Annotated in this window: 20 protein-coding genes; 16 read left to right on the forward strand and 4 right to left on the reverse strand. The window is 69.5% G+C overall.

Annotation, left to right across the window (positions count from 1 at the left end; all coding sequences use genetic code 11):
* Positions 1 to 5 precede the first annotated feature (5 nt).
* The gene (folP, locus tag FOY91_RS07055; RefSeq protein WP_203234514.1) at positions 6 to 1,130 is read left to right on the forward strand and encodes a dihydropteroate synthase; all 1,125 of its coding nucleotides are present in this window, start codon (positions 6 to 8) and stop codon (positions 1,128 to 1,130) included.
* Between the two features lie 130 nt (positions 1,131 to 1,260).
* Complete coding sequence (locus FOY91_RS07060) at positions 1,261 to 2,322, forward strand: SDR family oxidoreductase (protein ID WP_145149553.1); 1,062 nt, start codon at positions 1,261 to 1,263, stop codon at positions 2,320 to 2,322.
* 2 nt (positions 2,323 to 2,324) lie between these two features.
* On the opposite strand, the gene radC is transcribed toward FOY91_RS07060, so the two are convergent.
* Positions 2,325 to 3,047, reverse strand: a complete 723-nt coding sequence (gene radC / locus FOY91_RS07065; protein ID WP_145149509.1) for a RadC family protein — start codon at positions 3,045 to 3,047, stop codon at positions 2,325 to 2,327.
* Positions 3,048 to 3,149: 102 nt separating this feature from the next.
* Here radC and FOY91_RS07070 point away from each other — a divergent pair, with 102 nt between their 5' ends.
* The 8 genes from FOY91_RS07070 (at position 3,150) to FOY91_RS07105 (ending at position 9,669) form a co-directional block, all read left to right on the forward strand.
* Positions 3,150 to 6,293, forward strand: a complete 3,144-nt coding sequence (locus FOY91_RS07070; RefSeq protein WP_145149511.1) for an intermembrane phospholipid transport protein YdbH family protein — start codon at positions 3,150 to 3,152, stop codon at positions 6,291 to 6,293.
* A 47-nt stretch (positions 6,294 to 6,340) separates the two neighbouring features.
* Positions 6,341 to 6,526, forward strand: coding sequence for a YnbE family lipoprotein (locus tag FOY91_RS07075; protein ID WP_145149513.1), 186 nt, complete (start codon positions 6,341 to 6,343; stop codon positions 6,524 to 6,526).
* On the forward strand, positions 6,523 to 6,909 hold the full coding sequence (locus tag FOY91_RS07080; protein ID WP_145149515.1) for a YdbL family probable chaperone protein: 387 nt from the start codon (positions 6,523 to 6,525) through the stop codon (positions 6,907 to 6,909). Before FOY91_RS07075 ends, FOY91_RS07080 begins: the two co-directional genes overlap by 4 nt.
* Before the next feature lie 136 nt (positions 6,910 to 7,045).
* Positions 7,046 to 7,366, forward strand: coding sequence for an AtpZ/AtpI family protein (locus tag FOY91_RS07085; protein ID WP_145149517.1), 321 nt, complete (start codon positions 7,046 to 7,048; stop codon positions 7,364 to 7,366).
* A 38-nt stretch (positions 7,367 to 7,404) separates the two neighbouring features.
* A complete protein-coding gene (locus FOY91_RS07090; RefSeq protein WP_145149519.1) occupies positions 7,405 to 8,190 on the forward strand; it encodes a F0F1 ATP synthase subunit A in 786 nt (261 codons plus the stop codon).
* Positions 8,191 to 8,233: 43 nt separating this feature from the next.
* Positions 8,234 to 8,461 (forward strand): F0F1 ATP synthase subunit C, encoded by a 228-nt coding sequence (locus FOY91_RS07095; RefSeq protein WP_012050658.1) that lies wholly within the window; start codon positions 8,234 to 8,236, stop codon positions 8,459 to 8,461.
* Between the two features lie 62 nt (positions 8,462 to 8,523).
* A complete protein-coding gene (locus FOY91_RS07100) occupies positions 8,524 to 9,021 on the forward strand; it encodes a F0F1 ATP synthase subunit B family protein (protein WP_145149521.1) in 498 nt (165 codons plus the stop codon).
* A 27-nt stretch (positions 9,022 to 9,048) separates the two neighbouring features.
* Entirely contained in the window at positions 9,049 to 9,669 is a 621-nt protein-coding gene (locus FOY91_RS07105; RefSeq protein WP_145149555.1) for a F0F1 ATP synthase subunit B family protein, read from the forward strand.
* Positions 9,670 to 9,738: 69 nt separating this feature from the next.
* Here FOY91_RS07105 and FOY91_RS07110 read toward each other — a convergent pair whose 3' ends face one another.
* Positions 9,739 to 10,290 (reverse strand): DUF4337 family protein, encoded by a 552-nt coding sequence (locus tag FOY91_RS07110; RefSeq protein ID WP_145149523.1) that lies wholly within the window; start codon positions 10,288 to 10,290, stop codon positions 9,739 to 9,741.
* 95 nt (positions 10,291 to 10,385) lie between these two features.
* Here FOY91_RS07110 and uvrC point away from each other — a divergent pair, with 95 nt between their 5' ends.
* Complete coding sequence (gene uvrC, locus FOY91_RS07115; RefSeq protein WP_145149525.1) at positions 10,386 to 12,308, forward strand: excinuclease ABC subunit UvrC; 1,923 nt, start codon at positions 10,386 to 10,388, stop codon at positions 12,306 to 12,308.
* Between the two features lie 6 nt (positions 12,309 to 12,314).
* Here the strand turns inward: uvrC and FOY91_RS07120 are convergent, their stop codons facing one another.
* On the reverse strand, positions 12,315 to 12,575 hold the full coding sequence (locus tag FOY91_RS07120) for a SemiSWEET family transporter (protein ID WP_145149527.1): 261 nt from the start codon (positions 12,573 to 12,575) through the stop codon (positions 12,315 to 12,317).
* 84 nt (positions 12,576 to 12,659) lie between these two features.
* Between FOY91_RS07120 and recO the strand changes: the two genes are divergently transcribed.
* Positions 12,660 to 13,391 carry a DNA repair protein RecO gene (gene recO, locus FOY91_RS07125; protein WP_145149529.1) on the forward strand — a complete coding sequence of 244 codons (732 nt, stop codon included), beginning with the start codon at positions 12,660 to 12,662 and terminating at the stop codon, positions 13,389 to 13,391.
* A 53-nt stretch (positions 13,392 to 13,444) separates the two neighbouring features.
* Positions 13,445 to 14,488: a 3-isopropylmalate dehydrogenase gene (gene leuB / locus FOY91_RS07130; protein WP_145149531.1), complete on the forward strand. Its 1,044-nt coding sequence runs from the start codon at positions 13,445 to 13,447 to the stop codon at positions 14,486 to 14,488.
* Between the two features lie 157 nt (positions 14,489 to 14,645).
* On the opposite strand, the gene FOY91_RS07135 is transcribed toward leuB, so the two are convergent.
* Positions 14,646 to 15,197, reverse strand: coding sequence for a glutathione peroxidase (locus FOY91_RS07135; protein WP_145149533.1), 552 nt, complete (start codon positions 15,195 to 15,197; stop codon positions 14,646 to 14,648).
* Between the two features lie 124 nt (positions 15,198 to 15,321).
* Here FOY91_RS07135 and FOY91_RS07140 point away from each other — a divergent pair, with 124 nt between their 5' ends.
* From FOY91_RS07140 to FOY91_RS07150, 3 genes are read left to right on the forward strand one after another with little or no spacing between them, the layout of a single operon-like run.
* Positions 15,322 to 16,530 (forward strand): trans-sulfuration enzyme family protein, encoded by a 1,209-nt coding sequence (locus tag FOY91_RS07140; protein WP_145149535.1) that lies wholly within the window; start codon positions 15,322 to 15,324, stop codon positions 16,528 to 16,530.
* An 11-nt stretch (positions 16,531 to 16,541) separates the two neighbouring features.
* Positions 16,542 to 16,940 carry a Co2+/Mg2+ efflux protein ApaG gene (gene apaG, locus FOY91_RS07145; RefSeq protein WP_145149536.1) on the forward strand — a complete coding sequence of 133 codons (399 nt, stop codon included), beginning with the start codon at positions 16,542 to 16,544 and terminating at the stop codon, positions 16,938 to 16,940.
* A 25-nt stretch (positions 16,941 to 16,965) separates the two neighbouring features.
* The gene (locus FOY91_RS07150; protein ID WP_145149538.1) at positions 16,966 to 17,766 is read left to right on the forward strand and encodes a LysR family transcriptional regulator; all 801 of its coding nucleotides are present in this window, start codon (positions 16,966 to 16,968) and stop codon (positions 17,764 to 17,766) included.
* Positions 17,767 to 17,856 lie beyond the last annotated feature (90 nt).

A 17,856-nucleotide genomic window follows, 5' to 3' on the forward strand; every position in this document is an offset into this window, starting at 1 on the left:
ACCTCATGATCCTGGCTGCGTTGGGCGATCACCGCGACGCGCGCCTGTATTTCCGCCCGACCGGCTTCGTCGATGCGCCGTTCGGGCTGGACGGGCGGGTGCTGCGGCTGGCCGGTGGGCTGCTGTGGTTTTCCGCCGTCGAGGTGATCGCGGTGGCGGGCGGGCGACGCGTCGCAACCGATCTGCTGGCCGTGGAGGCGCTGCCCGCGCTGATCGGGGCACTGTCCCCGCCGCAGCGCGAGGCGGCAGAGCGGACGATCGCGCGGATCGTGGCGGCACGCCCGCCGCTCCGCCTCGGTGAGCGGACGGTGCGGCTCGACCAGCCGCAGGTGATGGCGATCCTCAACATGACGCCTGACAGCTTCTCCGATGGCGGCCGCTTCGAGACCGACCCGGAAGGCGCGGCGGCATCGGCGGTGGCGATGGCGGCGGCGGGGGCCGCGATCATCGACGTGGGCGGCGAATCGACCCGCCCGCGCGCGGAGACGGTGTGGGAGGGCGACGAGATCGCCCGCACCCTGCCGGTGATCGAGCGGCTCGCGCGCAGCGGCACCGCCGTCTCGATCGACACGCGCAAGGCGGCGGTGATGGAGGCGGCGCTGGGGGCGGGCGCGCATCTGGTCAACGACGTGTCGGCGCTGCTTTACGATCCGCGATCGGCGGGGGTGGTGGCGCATGCGGGATGCCCGGTCGTGCTGATGCACCACCAGGGCACGCCGGAAACGATGCAGGATGCGCCCCGCTACGCCGACGCGCTGATCGAGGTGTACGACTGGCTGGAGGCGCGGATCGAGGCGGCGGTGGCGGCGGGCATATCGCACGATCGCATCCTGATCGATCCTGGCATCGGCTTCGGCAAGAAGGTGGCGCATAGCCTGATGCTGGTGAACGGGCTGTCGCTCCTCCACGGCCTCGGCTGCCCGATCGTGCTGGGCGCCAGTCGCAAGCGGGTGATCGGCGCGCTCTCGAACGAGGCGCCGGTGGAGCAGCGCCTCGGCGGTTCGATCGCGCTGGCGCTGGCGGGGGTGGCGCAGGGCGTGCAGCTGCTGCGCGTTCACGACGTGGTGGAGACGGTGCAGGCGGTTCGGGGGTGGCGCGGCCTGCGCGATCAGGCGCTGACGCCGGGCTGAAGGCGACACGGCCACGCGGCGGATCGAAACGATTGCGTCGATCCGGTGGACACCGACGGCGCGCGGACCGTTCATGCCCCCGGATACCGATCGGATCGGCCGGCGTATCGACCCCGATCGGAGCATGATGATGACGAAAACGGCATTGGTGGTGGGCGCCAGCGGCATCGTGGGTAGCGCGACCGCGGCGTTGCTCGTGGACAAGGGCTGGAAGGTTCACGGGCTGGCCCGGCGGCCTTCCGTGCAATCGGGCGTATCCCCCGTTGCGGCGGACCTGCTCGACGCCGCCGGCACCGCCACGGCGCTTGCCGGGATCGATCCCGACGCCGTGTTCATCACCACATGGCTGCGGCAGGACAGCGAGGCCGAGAACATCCGCGTCAACGCCGCGATGGTGCGCAACCTGCTCGACGGCCTGCCGAAACCGACCGGACCGCGCCATGTCGCGCTGGTGACGGGTTTGAAGCATTATCTCGGGCCGTTCGAGGCCTATGGCAAAGGCACACTGCCGCAGACGCCGTTCCGCGAGGAGCAGGGCCGGCTCGACATCGAGAACTTCTATTACGCGCAGGAGGACGAGGTGTTCGCCGCGGCGGCACGCGACGGCTTCAGCTGGAGCGTCCACCGCCCGCACACGGTGATCGGCAAGGCGGTGGGCAATGCGATGAACATGGGCACCACGCTCGCCGTCTATGCCACGCTGTGCCGCGAGGCGGGCCGGTTGTTCACCTTCCCCGGATCGGCGATGCAGTGGTCCGGGCTGACCGACATGACCGACGCTGGGCAGCTGGCGGACCATCTGTTGTGGGCGGCGGAGACCGGGGCGGCGCATGACGAGGAATTCAACGTCGTCAACGGCGATATCTTTCGCTGGCAGTGGATGTGGGGCCGGATCGCCGAATGGTTCGGGCTGGAGGCGGCACCGTTCGACGGGACCGTCCGCCCGCTGGAGCAGCAGATGGCCGACGACGCCGGGACGTGGCGGGCCATCGCGGAACGCGAGGGACTGGCCGAACCGGACCTCGCCCGGCTGGCATCGCCGTGGCACACCGACGCCGATCTCGGCCGCCCGATCGAGGTGGTGACGGACATGTCGAAGAGCCGGCGGCTGGGCTTCACCGGCTACCGGCCGACCGACGACGCCTTCTTCGCGCTGTTCGAGCGGCTGCGCGCGGACCGGCTGATCCCCTGAGGCTACAGCAGCCCCAGCGCCTTCATGCTCGAATGGCCGTCGCGCCCGATGATGACGTGATCGTGGACGCCGATGCCGAACAGCCGCCCGGCCTCCACGATTTCGCGCGTCAGGCCGATGTCGGCCTTGCTGGGCTTAGGGTCGCCGCTGGGGTGGTTGTGGACGAGGATCAGCGAGGCGCTGCCGTAATCGATCGCCTTGCGGATCACCTCGCGTAGATGGAGCGCCGCCTGGTCGATCGAGCCTTCGGACATCAGATCGTCGCGGATCAGTTCGTTGCGGCTGTTCAGGTGAAGCGCACGCACCCGCTCCACCCCGCGATCGGCCATGTCGACGTGGGGATACTCGAGCAGCGCATCCCAGCTCGACAGGATCGGCTGGGCGGTCACCCGCGCGCGGCGCATCCGCACGGCGGACGCCTCGACGATCTTGATCGCGCCGATCACGCCTTCGGTCAGCCCGCCGATCCGCGCCAGCGCCTCCGGATCGGCGTGGAGCAGCGCGCCGTAGCTGCCGAACGCGGCGAGCAGGCGGCGGGCGAGCGGCTTGGTATCGCGGCGCGGGATGGCGAGGGCGAGCAGATATTCGACCAGCTCGTGATCCTGCAGCGCATCCGGCCCCTGCTCGATCAGCCGGCGACGCAGGCGGCCGCGATGGCCGCTGGCGTCGTGGCCCGGATCGCCCGGAGGCTTGGGGTGCGGGCGTTCGGGAAAGAGGTGGTCCATTCGCGCCATTTGGGCGTTGGGGGGCGAGCAAGACAAGGAAAAGCGATGACGGCCGCCAAATTCCATTCGCCGCGCGCGGCGGCCCGGGGCTAGACCACGGCGATGGACGAAGAGACGGTGCGGCGGCCGCGACGATGGCGCAAGGCGGTGGCGGTGCTGGTGGCGGTGCTGCTGCTCGCGCTCCTGGGCCTGTGGAGCCAGCGCAAGCCGATCGCCCGGGGCATCGTCGATCGCGAACTGCGCGCGCGCAACGTGCCGGCGCGCTACCGCATCGCCGATCTGGGGCCGGGCGTGCAGCGGCTGACCAACGTGGTGATCGGCGATCCGGCCTCCCCCGACCTGACCGCCGACGAACTGGTGCTGCGGCTGCGCTACGGCTTGGGCCTGCCGACCGTCGGCACGATCGAGGGGCGCGGCGTACGGCTGCGCGGGCGGCTGGTGGAGGGCAAGCTCTCGTTCGGGGCGATCGACCGGTTGCTGCCGGCGTCGGACGGCGCGCCGTTCAACCTGCCCGATGTCGCGGTGGATCTGGCCGATGCGCGGATACGGGTGGAGAGCGCGTTCGGCGCGGTCGATCTTGGGGTCAGCGGGGCGGGCAACCTCGCCGACGGCTTCGTCGGGCGGGTGGTGGCGAACGCGCCGCGTCTCGCGTCGGGCGATTGCACGGCGCGCGCGGTTTCGGCGACGCTTGCCGTCCGGATCGAGGATCGCCAGCCGCGTTTGTCCGGCCCGCTGGGGACGGAAAGTCTGCGTTGTGCGGGTATCACCCTGGAACGGCCACGGATCGATCTTGCGACGGTGCTTGCCCCCGATCTCGCCCCGCGTACCGCCCAGGCGACGTTCGTCGGCGGGCGGCTGGCTCACGGCAGCGAGCAGGTGGGGGCGGTGCGGGGGCGGATCAGCTACGACGCCACCGATCCGCGAGATCGCCACGGCCGGCTGGAACTGGCCGGGCAGGCGCTGCGGACCCGCTATGGCACGGCGCGCGCTTTCCGCTGGCAGGGGCCGTACCGTATCGGCGCCGCGGTGGGGCCGGGCGGCGTGCGACCGTTGCGCGCATCGGGCGACCTCGCGATCGACGGCGCGGATATCCTCGCCACACGCGTGGCCGGCGATCATGCCCGGGCGCTGGCAGGCTCGCCGCTGGAGCCGATCGGGCAGGCGCTCGCCGGTGCCATCGTGGCGGCCGGGCGTGACGCGAACCTGACCGCACGGCTGGCGTTCGACGGCGATATCGGCGGCCGTGCCGCGCCGATCGCGGGGGAGGTACAGGCGAGCGCGATCGGGCTGGCGAGCCGCTCCGGCGCGCGGATCGCGTTCGGTGGCGGGGCGGGGCTGACAGTCGCGACGACCGGCGGCACGCGACTCGACGGTCTGGTGACGACGGGCGGGGGCGGGCTGCCTGCCGCGCGCGTCATATTGAAACAGGCCGCCGCCGGGGCGTCGATGAGCGGCACCGCCACGGTTGCACCCTATACGGTCGACGGCGCCCGGCTTGCGCTGGCGCCATCGCGTTTTTCGCTGGAGGGGGGGCGGTTGCGCCTCGCCACCGTCGCCACGATCGACGGACCGCTCGGCGACGGGCGGGTGCGCGGGCTGACGCTGCCGCTGGCCGCCACCTTTGAGAAGACGTTGCGCGTGAACGAGGCGTGCGTGCCGCTCACCTTCGCGTCTCTGTCGATCGCCGGCATGGATCTGGGCGCGACGCGGCTGCCGCTGTGCCCCGTCGGCGGCGCGATGCTGAGGGTGGCGAACGGCCGCCTGACCGGCGGCATGGCCGTGCCGCGCCCGCGCCTTGCCGGCCGGGTCGGCAGCCAGCCGCTGACGATCGCTGCCGCCGATCTGCGCGTCGATGTCGCCCGTGCGGGCTTCACCGCCGATACGGTCGCGATCCGGCTGGGTGGCGAGAACGGCACCCGGCTGGATCTGGCGCGGCTGGACGGGCGCACCGGCCCCGGCGGCATCGCCGGGCGCTTTACCGGGGCGGCGGGGGCCATCGCCAAGGTACCGCTGCTGCTGTCCGGCGGCGAGGGCACCTGGCGGCTGGCACAGGGGCGGCTGGGGATCGAGGCGCGTGCAACCGTGGCCGATGCCGATGCAAATCCCCGCTTCGTGCCGCTGGTTGCGCACGACATCGCGCTAAAACTGACCGGCGGCTTGATCCGCGTGACGGGCACGCTGCGGCTCCCGTCGAACAACGTGCCCGTCACCAACGTCGCCATCATTCATGATCTGCATGACGGGCAGGGGCATGCGACGCTGGACGTGCCCGGCCTCACCTTCGGCCCCGCGTTCCAGCCCGAGATGTTGACCCGGCTGACGCTGGGCGTCGTCGCCAACGTTTCCGGCACGGTCGCCGGAAAGGGCCGGATCGACTGGAATCGCGAAGGCGTGACCAGCACCGGCGACTTCGCCACCGACGGGATCGATCTGGCCGCCGTGTTCGGCCCGGTGACTGGGATCAGGGGAAAGATCCACTTCTCCGACCTGCTCGGCCTCGTCACCCCGCCGGGCCAGCTCGTGACGGTGGCATCGTTCAACCCGGGCATCGCCGTGGAGGGCGGGGTGATCGGCTATCAGCTGCTGCCCGGCCTGAAGGTGGCGGTGGGCGGCGGCAAGTGGCCGTTCTCGGGCGGTTCGCTGATCCTCGAACCGACCGTGCTCGATTTTGGCCAGCCGGTGGAGCGGCGGATGACTTTCCGCGTCGAGGGGATGCAGGCGGGCGCCTTCATCTCCCGGTTCGAGTTCAAGAACATCGAGGCGACCGGCGTGTTCGACGGAACGCTGCCGATGATCTTCGACGAGCGCGGCGGGCGGATCAGCGGCGGGCGGCTGGTGGTACGCAAGGGCGGCGGCACGCTGGCCTATGTGGGGGAGCTGACCAACGAGGATCTCGGCATGTTCGGCAAGCTGGCCTTCGATGCGCTGAAGGCGATCCGCTACGACAATCTGGCGATCGAGCTGGACGGCGCGCTGGACAGCGAGATCGTCAGCCGCATCCTGTTCACCGGGATCAACGAGAACCCGGCGCCGGGCAAGGAGGCGAAGGGGCTGCTGAAGAACCTGACGGGGCTGCCGTTCCGGTTCAATATCGTCATCCGCGCGCCGTTCCGCGGGTTGACCAGTTCGGCCGAGGCGTTCGCCAATCCGGGCAGCCTGCTCGGCGATGCGGTGGCGCCCGCCGTGCCTGCCGATACCCCCGCCGCCCCGGCCGTTCAGCCCCCGCTCAGCGAGGATAAGCGATGAAGTGCAGGAGATTGACGTTGGAACGATCGAGTGAGACTTTTCCGCGTATGAGAACGCCGTTCATCCCGCTGCTCGCGGCCGGCCTCGTGCTGGGGGGGTGCATCACGGTGAAGGCGCCGGAGAAGCCGATCGAGATCAACCTCAACGTCAATGTCAGGCAGGAGGTGGTCGTGAAGCTCCAGAAGGATGCCGGCGACTTCATCTCCAAGAACCCGGAGCTATTCCCGCAATGACCCGCTCGACGAAACGACTGCTGACCATGGCCCTCGGTGCCGCGCTCGCGGCCGGTATCGCCGGAGCGGCCTACGCCCAGGATGCCGACCTTCAGGCCGCGATCGCGCAAGGGATCGTGGGCGAGAAGGCCGATGGCTATATGGGCCTCGCCAAGCCCGCCTCTGGCGAGATCAAGGCGAAGGTCGACGCGATCAACATCAAGCGTCGCGCCGCCTTCACCCCCGAAGCGGTCCGGCGCGGCGTGACGCTGGAGGAGTGGGCCGCCGCCATCGGCTGCAAGACGCTCGCCGGGCGCGTGGCCGACGGGCAGGCGTACCAGCTGCCGGACGGCGTGTGGCGTACCAAGTCCGGCCCGATCGCCCTTCCTGCAAGCTGCGGCTGAGGCGCACGCCCCCGCGCCGGGGCGATGCCGCGACGCGATGTGTTGACTTGGGCATACCCCCTTCCTAAAGGGACCGGGCCTCGGCGGGGTCGCTCACCGGCATGTTCCTCCTCGTCCAAAAGGGCAGGGAGCGGATGTGGCGAAGGACGATCTCGGGCAGGATCCTCGAAGCGGGGAAGATGCGCGCCTCACGTCGCTCGACGAGCGACTGGCGGCCGCACATCACGCGGAGAAGGTCAGGACCGGCACGAAGCAGGCGAAGCCCGGGAAGGGATATTCCCAGGGTAATCGCGTGCTGGCCGAACTGATCGCGGGCCCTGCCGGTGGAGCGTTGATCGGCTGGCTGCTGGACCGCTGGCTGGGAACCTCCCCGTGGCTCCTGATGGGATTGCTGTTCGGTGGAATAGTGGTCGCGTTCAGGAACATCATCCGGATTTCAAACGAGCGCCCTGAGTAGTTTCGGGGCGCTCGGCGCATAGCAGGGGGATTGGCAGCGTGGCGGCCGAATCAGGCAAGATCGATCCGATGCACCAGTTCCTGGTCGAGCCGCTGTTCGGCCAGCACCTGGTGGTCGGTGGCTATGATATCTCGTTCACCAATTCCGCCTTGTGGATGGTGCTGACGCTGGGTGTGCTGTGGGTATTCATGCTCGGTGGCATGAAGCGCGAACTGGTGCCCGGCCGCTGGCAGGCCGCGGTGGAAAGCCTGACCGGCTTCGTCGGCAACATGATGGACGCCAACATCGGGCCGAAGGGCAAGGCGTTCACGCCTTATGTCTTCTCGCTGTTCATGTTCATCCTGTTCGCCAACATCCTCGGCATGCTGCCGATCGGGGTGGTCGGCCTCCACGCCTTCACCGTGACGAGCCACCTGACCGTGACCGGCGTCCTCGCCGTCCTCAGCTTCTCGATCGTGCTGATCGTGGGTTTCGCCAAGCACAAGCTGCACTTTTTCTCGCTGTTCGTGCCGCACGGTACGCCGGTGGTGATGATCCCGCTGATCTTCCTCGTCGAGCTGCTGTCGTTCCTCGTCCGCCCCTTCTCGCTCGGTCTGCGACTGTTCGTGGCGATGACGGCGGGGCACATCCTGCTGAAGGTGCTCGCCGGGTTCGTCATCAACGGGCTGAACGCCGGCCCGGGTATCGCCGCGATCGTCTCGATCCCCAGCTTCGTGCTGATGATCGGCATCACCCTGCTGGAACTGCTGGTATGTGCGATCCAGGCGTATGTGTTCGCGCTGCTCACCTCGCTGTACCTGAACGACGCGATCAACCTTCACTAAGACTTTCATCAACCATCTCATACGTTTCACAAGGGAGTTTATCATGGACGCAGAAGCCGCAAAGCTGATTGGTGCCGGTCTCGCCGCGATCGGCGTGGGCATGGCCGCACTGGGCGTCGGCAACGTCTTCGGCTCGTTCCTCGAGAGCGCGCTGCGCAACCCGGCCGCGGCCGATGGCCAGCAGGGCCGCCTCTTCATCGGCTTCGCCGCCGCCGAGCTTCTCGGTCTGCTGGCGTTCGTCGTCGCGATGATCCTGCTGTTCGTCGCCTGAACTGACTATCTTCGGGGCCGGCCGTTCCGCGCCGGCCCCGACCTTATTTCCGGGACTCCTCGATGCCTCAGATCGCCCAGATCGCCGCTACCTATGCATCGCAGATCTTCTGGCTGCTGATCGTCTTCGGCCTGATCTATTTCGGGATCGGCAAGTCGATGCTGCCCAAGATCGAAGCGACCGTGGACGCCCGCGACCGGAAGATCGCCGACGACCTCGTCGCCGCCCAGAGCGCGCGCGCCGAGGCGGATCGCACCGAGGAAGCCTATCGCTCGGCGATGGACGCCGCCCGCGCCGCCGCGCTCAAGTCCACCCAGGATGCCAAGGCGCAGGCCGCGCGCGATGCCGAGGTCCGCGTCAAGGCGCGCGACGTCGAGCTGACCGCGCAGTATGACGCCGCCGAGCAGCGTATCGCCGCCTCGCGTGGCCAGGCACTGGCCAGCATCGAGGATGTCGCCGCCGAGGCCGCGCAGGACATCGTCGCCCGTATTTCCGGCGTGACGGTCGATCGCAGCGAAGCAGCGGGCGCCGTCCGCGCTGCGCTTGCCCCCGTCGCCTAAGCGCCTGTCGAGGATCCGATCATGACCATGGCTCCCCAAACCGACGCCGACTCCGCACAGGTCGCGGCGAACCTCGCCGATGCCGATAAGCTGGAGGGGATGCACGGCACCGCCTCCACCGCCGCCCACAGCGGCCCGGAACATCTCGATCCCGCCGCATGGGGCATGACCGCCACCGCCTGGGTGTCGCTGGCGATGATCGCCGTGATCGTGCTGATGGTGTGGAAGAAGGTGCCGGGCATCGTCGGCCGCGGGCTGGACAAGAAGATCGCCGGCATCCGAGCACAGCTCGACGAGGCCAGCCGGCTGCGTGCCGAGGCGGAGGCGCTGCGTGCCGAGTATCAGGCGAAGTCCGCCGCCGCCGCCGGCGAGGCCGAGGCCATCGTGACCCACGCCCGTGAGGAAGCCGCGACCATCGTCGAGCAGGCGCGCACCAATGCCGCCGCGCTGATCGAGCGCCGTGGCCGCATGGCCGAGGACAAGATCGGCGCCGCCGAGCGCGCCGCCATCGCCGACGTCCGCGCCACCGCCGCGCGCGCCGCCGCCACCGCCGCTGCGTCGATCATCGGATCGCGTCACGATGCGTCGGCCGATCGCGCGCTGGTGGACCAGACGATCGCCGGTCTGGGCACGACCCGCCTCAACTGATCGTACGGACAGGAAAAGACGGGCGTGGCGGGCGACCGCCGCGCCCTTTCGCTTTGTCGATACTCCCGGTCAGGTCAGGAAGGCGACGAGCGCGCCCGGGTGCAGCGCCCAGCCGACGAAGCCCGCCATGCTGAACGCGATGCCGGCCGCCCCCGCCGTCCACGCCAGCCCGAGCAGGCCCCAGCTTTCCAGCAGGGTCGCGATCGCCGTCACCGCCAAGGCGATCGAGGCGAAGCCGTCGGCCAGGTCGAACTGGTCGTCGCGATAGCCCTGCCGGTCATAGTCGGCCGCCGCTGCCGCCGCCTGCGCCTTCAGCGCGACCGTCTCGCGGCTATACCGCGCGACGTTCGCCTCGGCCGCCCGCGCCGCGCCGGCTGCCGGCGGGCCGGGGAGGAGGCGATAGCCGGTGGCGGCGACCTCCTCGATATGCAGCTTCACCCGCGTCGCCTGATACTCGTCCCAGCCGTCCACCTTCGCGGCGGTGTCGGCCTGCATGGCCTGGACGATGTTGTCGTCCTTGATCTTGGTCAGCGCCATGCTGACGCTCAGGATCACCACCGTGAGGGCGATCGCCCGGTTGAGCCGGCGGCTGCCGGTGCCGGGGATGTCGTTCGCTTCCATCGGGGCGTTTTATGCCGGCGCCCAGCGGAACGCAGGTGAATTCCGCGTCATCCGGCGGGGTGGCGCGGCGGCCCCGCGCGTCCTAAATCGCGGACGTGACAGACAGCCCCACCACCGACCGCTTCCACGAGGAAAAATCCGCCTACACCGTGCGCGGCGAAGGCAAGCCCGACATCGAGCAGGGCGTGGCCGCGATCCGCAACGTGCTCGCCACGCTGCCGTTGCGGCCGGGCGTGTACCGGATGCACGATGCGAAGGGCGAGGTGCTGTACGTCGGCAAGGCGCGCGCGCTGAAGAACCGCGTGGCGAATTACACGCAGGTCGCGCGCATGACGAAGCGGCTGGTGCGGATGGTGGCGCAGACGCGATCAATGACGATCGTGACCACCAATACGGAGGCGGAGGCGCTGCTGCTGGAGGCGCAGCTCATCAAGCGGTATCGCCCGCCGTACAATGTGCTTTTGCGCGACGACAAGAGCTTCCCGTTCATCCTGCTGCGCGAGGACCATGCCTTTCCGCGCGTGCAGAAGCATCGCGGGGCGCGGCGGGCGAAGGGGCAATATTACGGGCCGTTCGCAAGCGCGGGCTCCGTCACCCGCACGCTGAACGCGCTGCAGAAGCTGTTCCTGCTGCGCTCCTGCACCGACAGCTTCTTCGCCAATCGCTCGCGGCCGTGCCTGCTGCACCAGATCAAGCGCTGCTCGGCGCCCTGCGTCGACCGCGTGACGAAGGAGGATTATGCCGAGCTGGTCGCGGATGCGAAGGCGTTCCTCGGCGGCAAGTCCACGCAGGTGCAGGCCAAGCTGGGCGAGGCGATGACGGCGGCGGCCGAGGCGATGGATTTCGAACTGGCCACGGTCTTCCGCGACCGGCTCCGCGCGCTCACCTATATTCAGGGCACGCAGGCGATCAACGCCGAGGGGATCGGGGATGCCGACGTGTTCGCCCTGGCGTGCCGGTCGGGCACGATGGGCATCCAGGCGTTCTTCATCCGCGGCGGGCAGAACTGGGGGCACCGCAGCTTCTTCCCCGCACATACCGCCGAGGTGCCCGAGGATGAGGTGCTGGCGAGCTTCCTGATGCAGTTCTACGAGGAGGTGCCGCCCGCCCGGCTGATCCTGCTCGACCGCGAACTCCCCGAAGCGGATCTGCTGTGCGAGGCGCTGAGCGAACGCGCCGGCCGCAAGGTGAGCCTGAAGCAGCCGCAGCGCGGCGACCAGAAGAAGCTGCTGGCGCAGGCGCAGCGCAACGCCGTGGAGGCGCTCGACCGGCGGCTGGCGGAGTCCACGACGCAAGGCAAGCTGATGCAGGAGGTGGCCGACCTGTTCGAGCTGGACGGGCCACCCGGCCGCATCGAATGCTACGACAACAGCCACATCATGGGCACCAACATGGTCGGCGCGATGATCGTGATGGGGGCGGAGGGGCTGCGCAAGAACGCCTATCGCAAGTTCAACATCAAGCGGCCCGATACGATCGCCGGCGACGATTTCGGCATGATGCGGGAGGTGTTGCAACGCCGGTTCGAGCGGCTGGAGAAGGAAGACCCCGATCGCAAGGGCGGCGAATGGCCGGACCTGCTGCTGATCGACGGCGGCAAGGGGCAGGTGTCGGCGGTGGCGGCCACGCTGGAGGAGATGGGCGTGCAGGACGTGCCGATCGTCGGCATCAGCAAGGGGCCGGACCGGAACGCCGGGCGCGAGCATTTCCATACGCCGGACGGGCGCGAATCGATGCTGCCGCTCAACTCGCCGGTATTGTTCTTCCTTCAGCGCATCCGCGATGAGGCGCACCGCTTCGCCATCGGCGCGCACCGGGCCAAGCGCGCCAAGGCGTTCACCGCCAGTCCGCTGGACGAGGTGCCCGGCATCGGCCCGGCGCGGAAGAAGGCGCTGCTGATGCATTTCGGCACGGCCAAGGCGGTGCGCGGCGCGGCGCTGGAGGATCTGGAGCGCGCGCCGGGGGTGTCGACGGCGGTGGCCCGCACGGTGTGGGATTATTTCCACCCCGGCGGGTGAGGCGCGTCAGCCGATCGCCGTCGCGAACGCCACCGTGCCCAGCACCACGCCGGGCGCGTTGGCGACCATGATCGGCCAGTCGCGCTTCGGCTTGATCCACCCGTAGGCGACCCACAGGCTGCAGTTCAGCACGGTGGCGAGCGGCTGGATGAACGAGCCCTTCTCGCCGGCGAGGTTGCGCAGGATCTGGTCGACATAGGACAGGTACATCGCGATCGCCGTGAGCGTGGCGATCCAGCCGAGGGTGAGTATCGCCCGTTCGTTCATCGTTCACTCCGGGTTCGGTCGGCCGACGGCGTATCGGCCAGCACGGCAATGGCATCAGGGCGCGCGCGGGGCTAGGCTGACGCAATGCATCTCTCCACCGAAGCGATCGTCTGCGCGGTGCTGGCGCATGGCGAGCATGGCGCGATCGTCCGGCTGCTGACGCCGGCGGACGGTCTGCGCGCCGGCTATGTGCGCGGCGGACGGTCGCGGCGGCTGCGGCCGGTCCTGCTGGCCGGCAACGTGGTGCAGGCCGAGTATCGCGCGCGCACCGAGGACCAGTTGCCGGCGCTGACGGTGGAACTGGTCCACAGCCGCGCGCCGCTGCACGGCGAGCCGCTGCCCGCCGTTGCGATCGACTGGGCGACGGCCCTCGCTGCCGTCGCATTGCCCGAATCGCAGGCGTATCCGCATGTCCACGCCGCGCTCGACGGCGTGCTGTCTGCGGTGGAGGCGGCGCCGGCCGCGCGCGGATGGGCGGCGGCGCTAGTGCGCTATGAGTTGCTGCTGCTTTCCGAGCTGGGATTCGGCCTCGACCTCTCCGGCTGCATCGCCACCGGCACGCGCGACGATCTGGCGTTCGTCAGCCCCAGGAGCGGCGCGGCGGTGAGCGGCGGGGCGGGGGCGCCCTATGCCGCGCGCCTTTTGCGGCTGCCGCCGTTCCTGCTGGCAGGCGGCGAGGCGGGCTGGGGGGATATCCTCGACGGGCTGGCGCTGACCGGCCACTTCCTCGCGCGCGACATCCTTGCCGACCGGCGCGGCGCGGTGCTGGCCGCGCGCGAGCGGCTGGTGGAGCGGTTGCGGCGGGTGACGGCTTGATGCGCGGCGGCGCGGCGGGCATGGGCTGCGGCGACAAGCCAAGGGGATTTCACATGCTCGTAGCGCTGCTGCCCGGAGACGGGATCGGCCCGGAAGTGATCGAACAGACGGTGCGCGTGCTGCACGCGGTGTGCGGCGACGCGCTGACCTTCGAGGAGGCGCCCGTCGGGGGGGCTGCCTACAAGGCGAGCGGCCACCCGCTGCCGGACGCGACGCTGGATCTGGCGAAGCGGGCCGATGCGATCCTGTTCGGCGCGGTCGGCGATCCCGATTGCGATGCGCTGGAGCGGCGCCTGCGACCGGAGCAGGCGATCCTGGGCCTGCGCAAGGAGCTGGGGCTGTTCGCCAACCTGCGGCCGGCGAAACTGTTCGCCGAGCTGGCCGATGCCTCCGCGTTGCGGCCCGAGGTGGCGGCGGCGATCGACATGGTGATCGTGCGCGAGCTGAACGGCGACGTGTATTTCGGCGAGAAGGGCATGCGCACCACCCCCGCCGGGCGCCGTCAGGGCTATGACGTGATGAGCTACGACGAGGACGAGGTGGCGCGCATCGCCCGCGTCGGCTTCGAGACGGCACGCGCGCGGAAGGGCCGGCTGTGCTCGGTCGACAAGGCCAACGTGCTGGAAACCTCGCAGCTGTGGCGCGACGTGGTGATCGAGATTTCGGCGGACTATCCCGATATCGCGCTGAGCCACATGTATGTCGACAATTGCGCGATGCAGCTGGTCCGCAACCCGGGCCAGTTCGACGTGATCGTGACCGGCAACCTGTTCGGCGACATTTTGTCCGATCAGGCGTCGATGTGTGCCGGGTCGATCGGGATGCTGCCGTCCGCCTCGCTGGATAGCGCCGGCAAGGGCCTGTACGAGCCGATCCACGGCTCCGCGCCCGATATCGCTGGGCAGGGCAAGGCCAATCCGCTGGCAACGATCCTGTCGGCGGCGATGATGCTGCGTTATTCGCTGAACCGCCCGGCCGATGCCGATCGCATCGAGGCGGCGGTGGCGAAGGCGCTGGCCGGCGGCGCGCGCTCGCCCGATCTCGGCGGCGCGCTCACCACCGCGCAGATGGGCGAGGCGGTGCTGGCGGCGCTGTAAGGCGCGTAACGCGTTCCATGTGCCGAGCGCAGTCGAGGTACGTCGTCGAGCGAAGTCGAGAAGCCCGGGGTGGCGAGTTCGGCGCCGCTCGATCAGATCCTCGATGGCGCTCGGGACAAGAGGCGTCAGGCTGGCGCCTCCTTCCCCCGGAACGGGTTCAGAGCGGTTTAGCCAGCTCGGCCTCGATCGCCGCGACGATCACCGGATCGTCGGGCGTCATCTCGGGCGAGAAGCGGCCGACGACCTCGCCGTCGCGGCCGACGAGGAACTTCTCGAAGTTCCACAGCACCTCGCCCGGCCCCTTGGGCGGGATGCCGTAGCGTTCCAGCTTGTCCCGGAACGCCGAATCATGTGCCGTCGCCTCGGGCCGGGCGGCCGTCAGCGCGGCGTAGAGCGGGTGCTTGTCCGCGCCGGTCGCGACGATCTTGGCAAACATCGGGAAGGCGATGTCGAAGTTGGCGAGGCAGAACTCGGCGATCTCCTCGTCGGTCCCCGGCTCCTGCGCGCCGAAATCGTTGGCGGGGAAACCGAGCACGCTGAACCCAAGGTCGCGGTATTTCTCGTGCGTGGCCTCCAGCGCGGCATATTGCGGGGTGAGGCCGCACTTGCTGGCGGTGTTGACGATCAGCAGGACCGTGCCGGCATGATCGCCGAGGCTGGTCTGTCCGCCCCTGATCGTCTTCAGCGGAATGTCCCGGATCGCGCTCATCACTGTCCTCGCCCATCATTTCGTCTAATCTTTCCATCGCGCAACGCCCTGTCAATCGGTGCGCCCGCATTGACGGCCCGCGCCTCCGCACGGCAAAGCGGGCGCTAACGCCCGAGGAACCGTCATGAAGAAGCTCGCCGGACAGGATCGCACCATCACCAGCACGTGGCGGCCCGCCACGCAGGCGATCCGTGGCGGCACCGCCCGCTCGCATTACGGCGAGACGAGCGAGGCCATGTTCCTCACCTCCGGCTACGCCTACGATTGCGCCGCCGATGCCGCCGCGCGCTTTGCCGGCGAGCAGAAGGGCATGACATACTCGCGCCTCCAGAATCCCACCGTGGAGATGCTGGAGGAGCGTATCAGCCTGATGGAGGGCGCCGAGGCCACGCGGTGCATGGCCAGCGGCATGGCGGCGATGACGGCGGCGCTGCTCTGCCAGCTCTCGCAGGGCGATCATATCGTGGCGGGGCGCGCGGCGTTCGGCTCGCGCCGCCGGCTCACCGATAAGCTGCTGCCCCGCCTCGGCATCGAATCGACCATCATCGACGCACGCGATACCGAGGCGTGGCGGCGGGGGGTGGAGGCGAACACCAAGGTGTTCTTCTTCGAGACGCCGGCCAACCCCACGCTCGACATCGTCGATATCGCCGCGGTGTGCGCCATCGCGCGGGAGAACGGCGTCACCAGCGTGGTGGACAACGCCTTCGCCACGCCACTGCTGCAACGGCCGATGGATTACGGCGCCGACGTGGTCGCCTATTCCGCCACGAAGATGATGGACGGGCAGGGCCGCGTACTGGCGGGCGCGGTGTGCGGCACGAGCAAGTTCATCGACGAGACGCTGCTGGCCTTCACCCGCAACACCGGCCCCACGCTCTCCCCGTTCAATGCCTGGGTGGTGCTGAAGGGGCTGGAGACGCTGGACCTGCGGATCATGCGGCAGAGCGAGAATGCGCTGAAGGTGGCGTCCTTCCTCGACCGTCGCGTGCCCCGGCTGCTGTATCCCGGCCTGAAAAGCCACCCGCAGCATGCGCTGGCGATGCAGCAGATGCGCGCGGGCGGCACGATCATGTCGCTGTTCCTCGATGGCGGCAGGGCGCAGGCGCACGCGTTGCTGGACGCGCTGGAGCTGGTCGACATCTCGAACAACATCGGCGATTCGCGCTCGCTGATGACGCACCCGGCTTCCACCACCCACGCCGGCCTCTCTGCCGAGGTCCGTGCCGAGATGGGTGTGGAAGAGGGGATGCTGCGGCTGAACGTGGGGCTGGAAGATCCGCAGGACGTGATCGACGATTTCGACCGCGCGCTGAAAGCGGCCGGGCTGTGACCGATGCGGTGATGAAGATGCTGTTCCCGCACGCCGCCACCACGCGCGGGGTGACGGTGCGGGTATCAGTCAGCTTCCTGCCCGAGCAGTCCGAGCCGGGGAAGGGCCGCTGGTTCTGGGCCTACCATATCCGGCTGGAGAACACGGGGGCGGCGGCGGTGCAGTTGCTCCATCGCCAGTGGACGATCACCGACGGGCGCGGCGCCCGGCACGAGGTACGCGGCGAGGGCGTGGTGGGCGAGCAGCCGGTGATCGAGCCGGGTGCCAGCTACGATTACGTCTCCGGCTGCCCGCTGCAGACGCCCACCGGGGTGATGGAGGGCAGCTACGTGATGGTGAGCGAGGACGGATCCAGCTTCGAGGCGCAGATCCCGCGCTTCTCGCTGATCGGACCGGCGGTGGCGCGATGAGGCGCGTGGCAGCGGCGGCGCGGGCATGAAGCGCACCCACCTGCCGCTCAACGGGCTGCGCGTGCTCGATGCCGCCGCGCGCCACCTGTCCTTCACCCGCGCAGCGGACGAACTGGCCGTGACGCCGGCGGCGGTCGGCCAGCAGATTCGTGCGCTCGAGGATACGCTGGGCGTCGTGCTGTTCCGCCGCACCGCCAAGGGGCTGGAACTGACGCCGGAGGGCGGCGCCGGGCTCGATGCGCTGCGGGCCGGCTTCCTCCAGTTCGAGGAGGCAGTGCGGGCCATGCAGGCGGGCCAGTCCTCCAAGACGCTGACCATTGCCGCCCCGCGCGACTTCACCGCCAAATGGCTCGGGCCACGCCTGGCGGCCTACGGTCGCACCGATCCGGAACTGCGCTTCGTGCTGCTTGGCGGGGACGACGAACTGGATTTCACCCAGGCCAACCTCGATCTGGCGATCCGCATGGCGGACGGACCGGGTGAGCATGAGGGCGTGGCGCTGGGCGCGGGCGGCCATGTGATGGTGGCCGGGCCGGATGCGCCGGATGCGACGATCGGCTGGCCCGGCTTTCCCGACGAGGACGCGGCACCGATCCTGACCGTCGCCGATGCGGGGCTGGCGATCGATGCCGCCGCCGCCGGCTTCGGCCGCGCCTGCGTGCCCGCGCTGCTGGCGGAGGCCGATATCGCGGCGGGGCGCGTGGTCGATCTGGGCGGGTGCCACCCGTCCGCGCTCGGCTACTGGCTGATCGCGCCCCTGCCGCAGTGGCGGCAAAAGAAGGTGCGGGCGCTGGTGGCGGCACTGGGGGCTGGGATTACCAGCTAAGTCCTTGCGACTGCCTCAAATGTTAACTTGTTGCTGGCACGAGGACATGACCAGCAAGGAGCCGCCGATCTCTTGTCCCGCCCCCTGACC

The sequence above is a fragment of the Alterirhizorhabdus solaris genome (genome assembly GCF_007785815.1).
GTDB lineage: Bacteria > Pseudomonadota > Alphaproteobacteria > Sphingomonadales > Sphingomonadaceae > Alterirhizorhabdus > Alterirhizorhabdus solaris.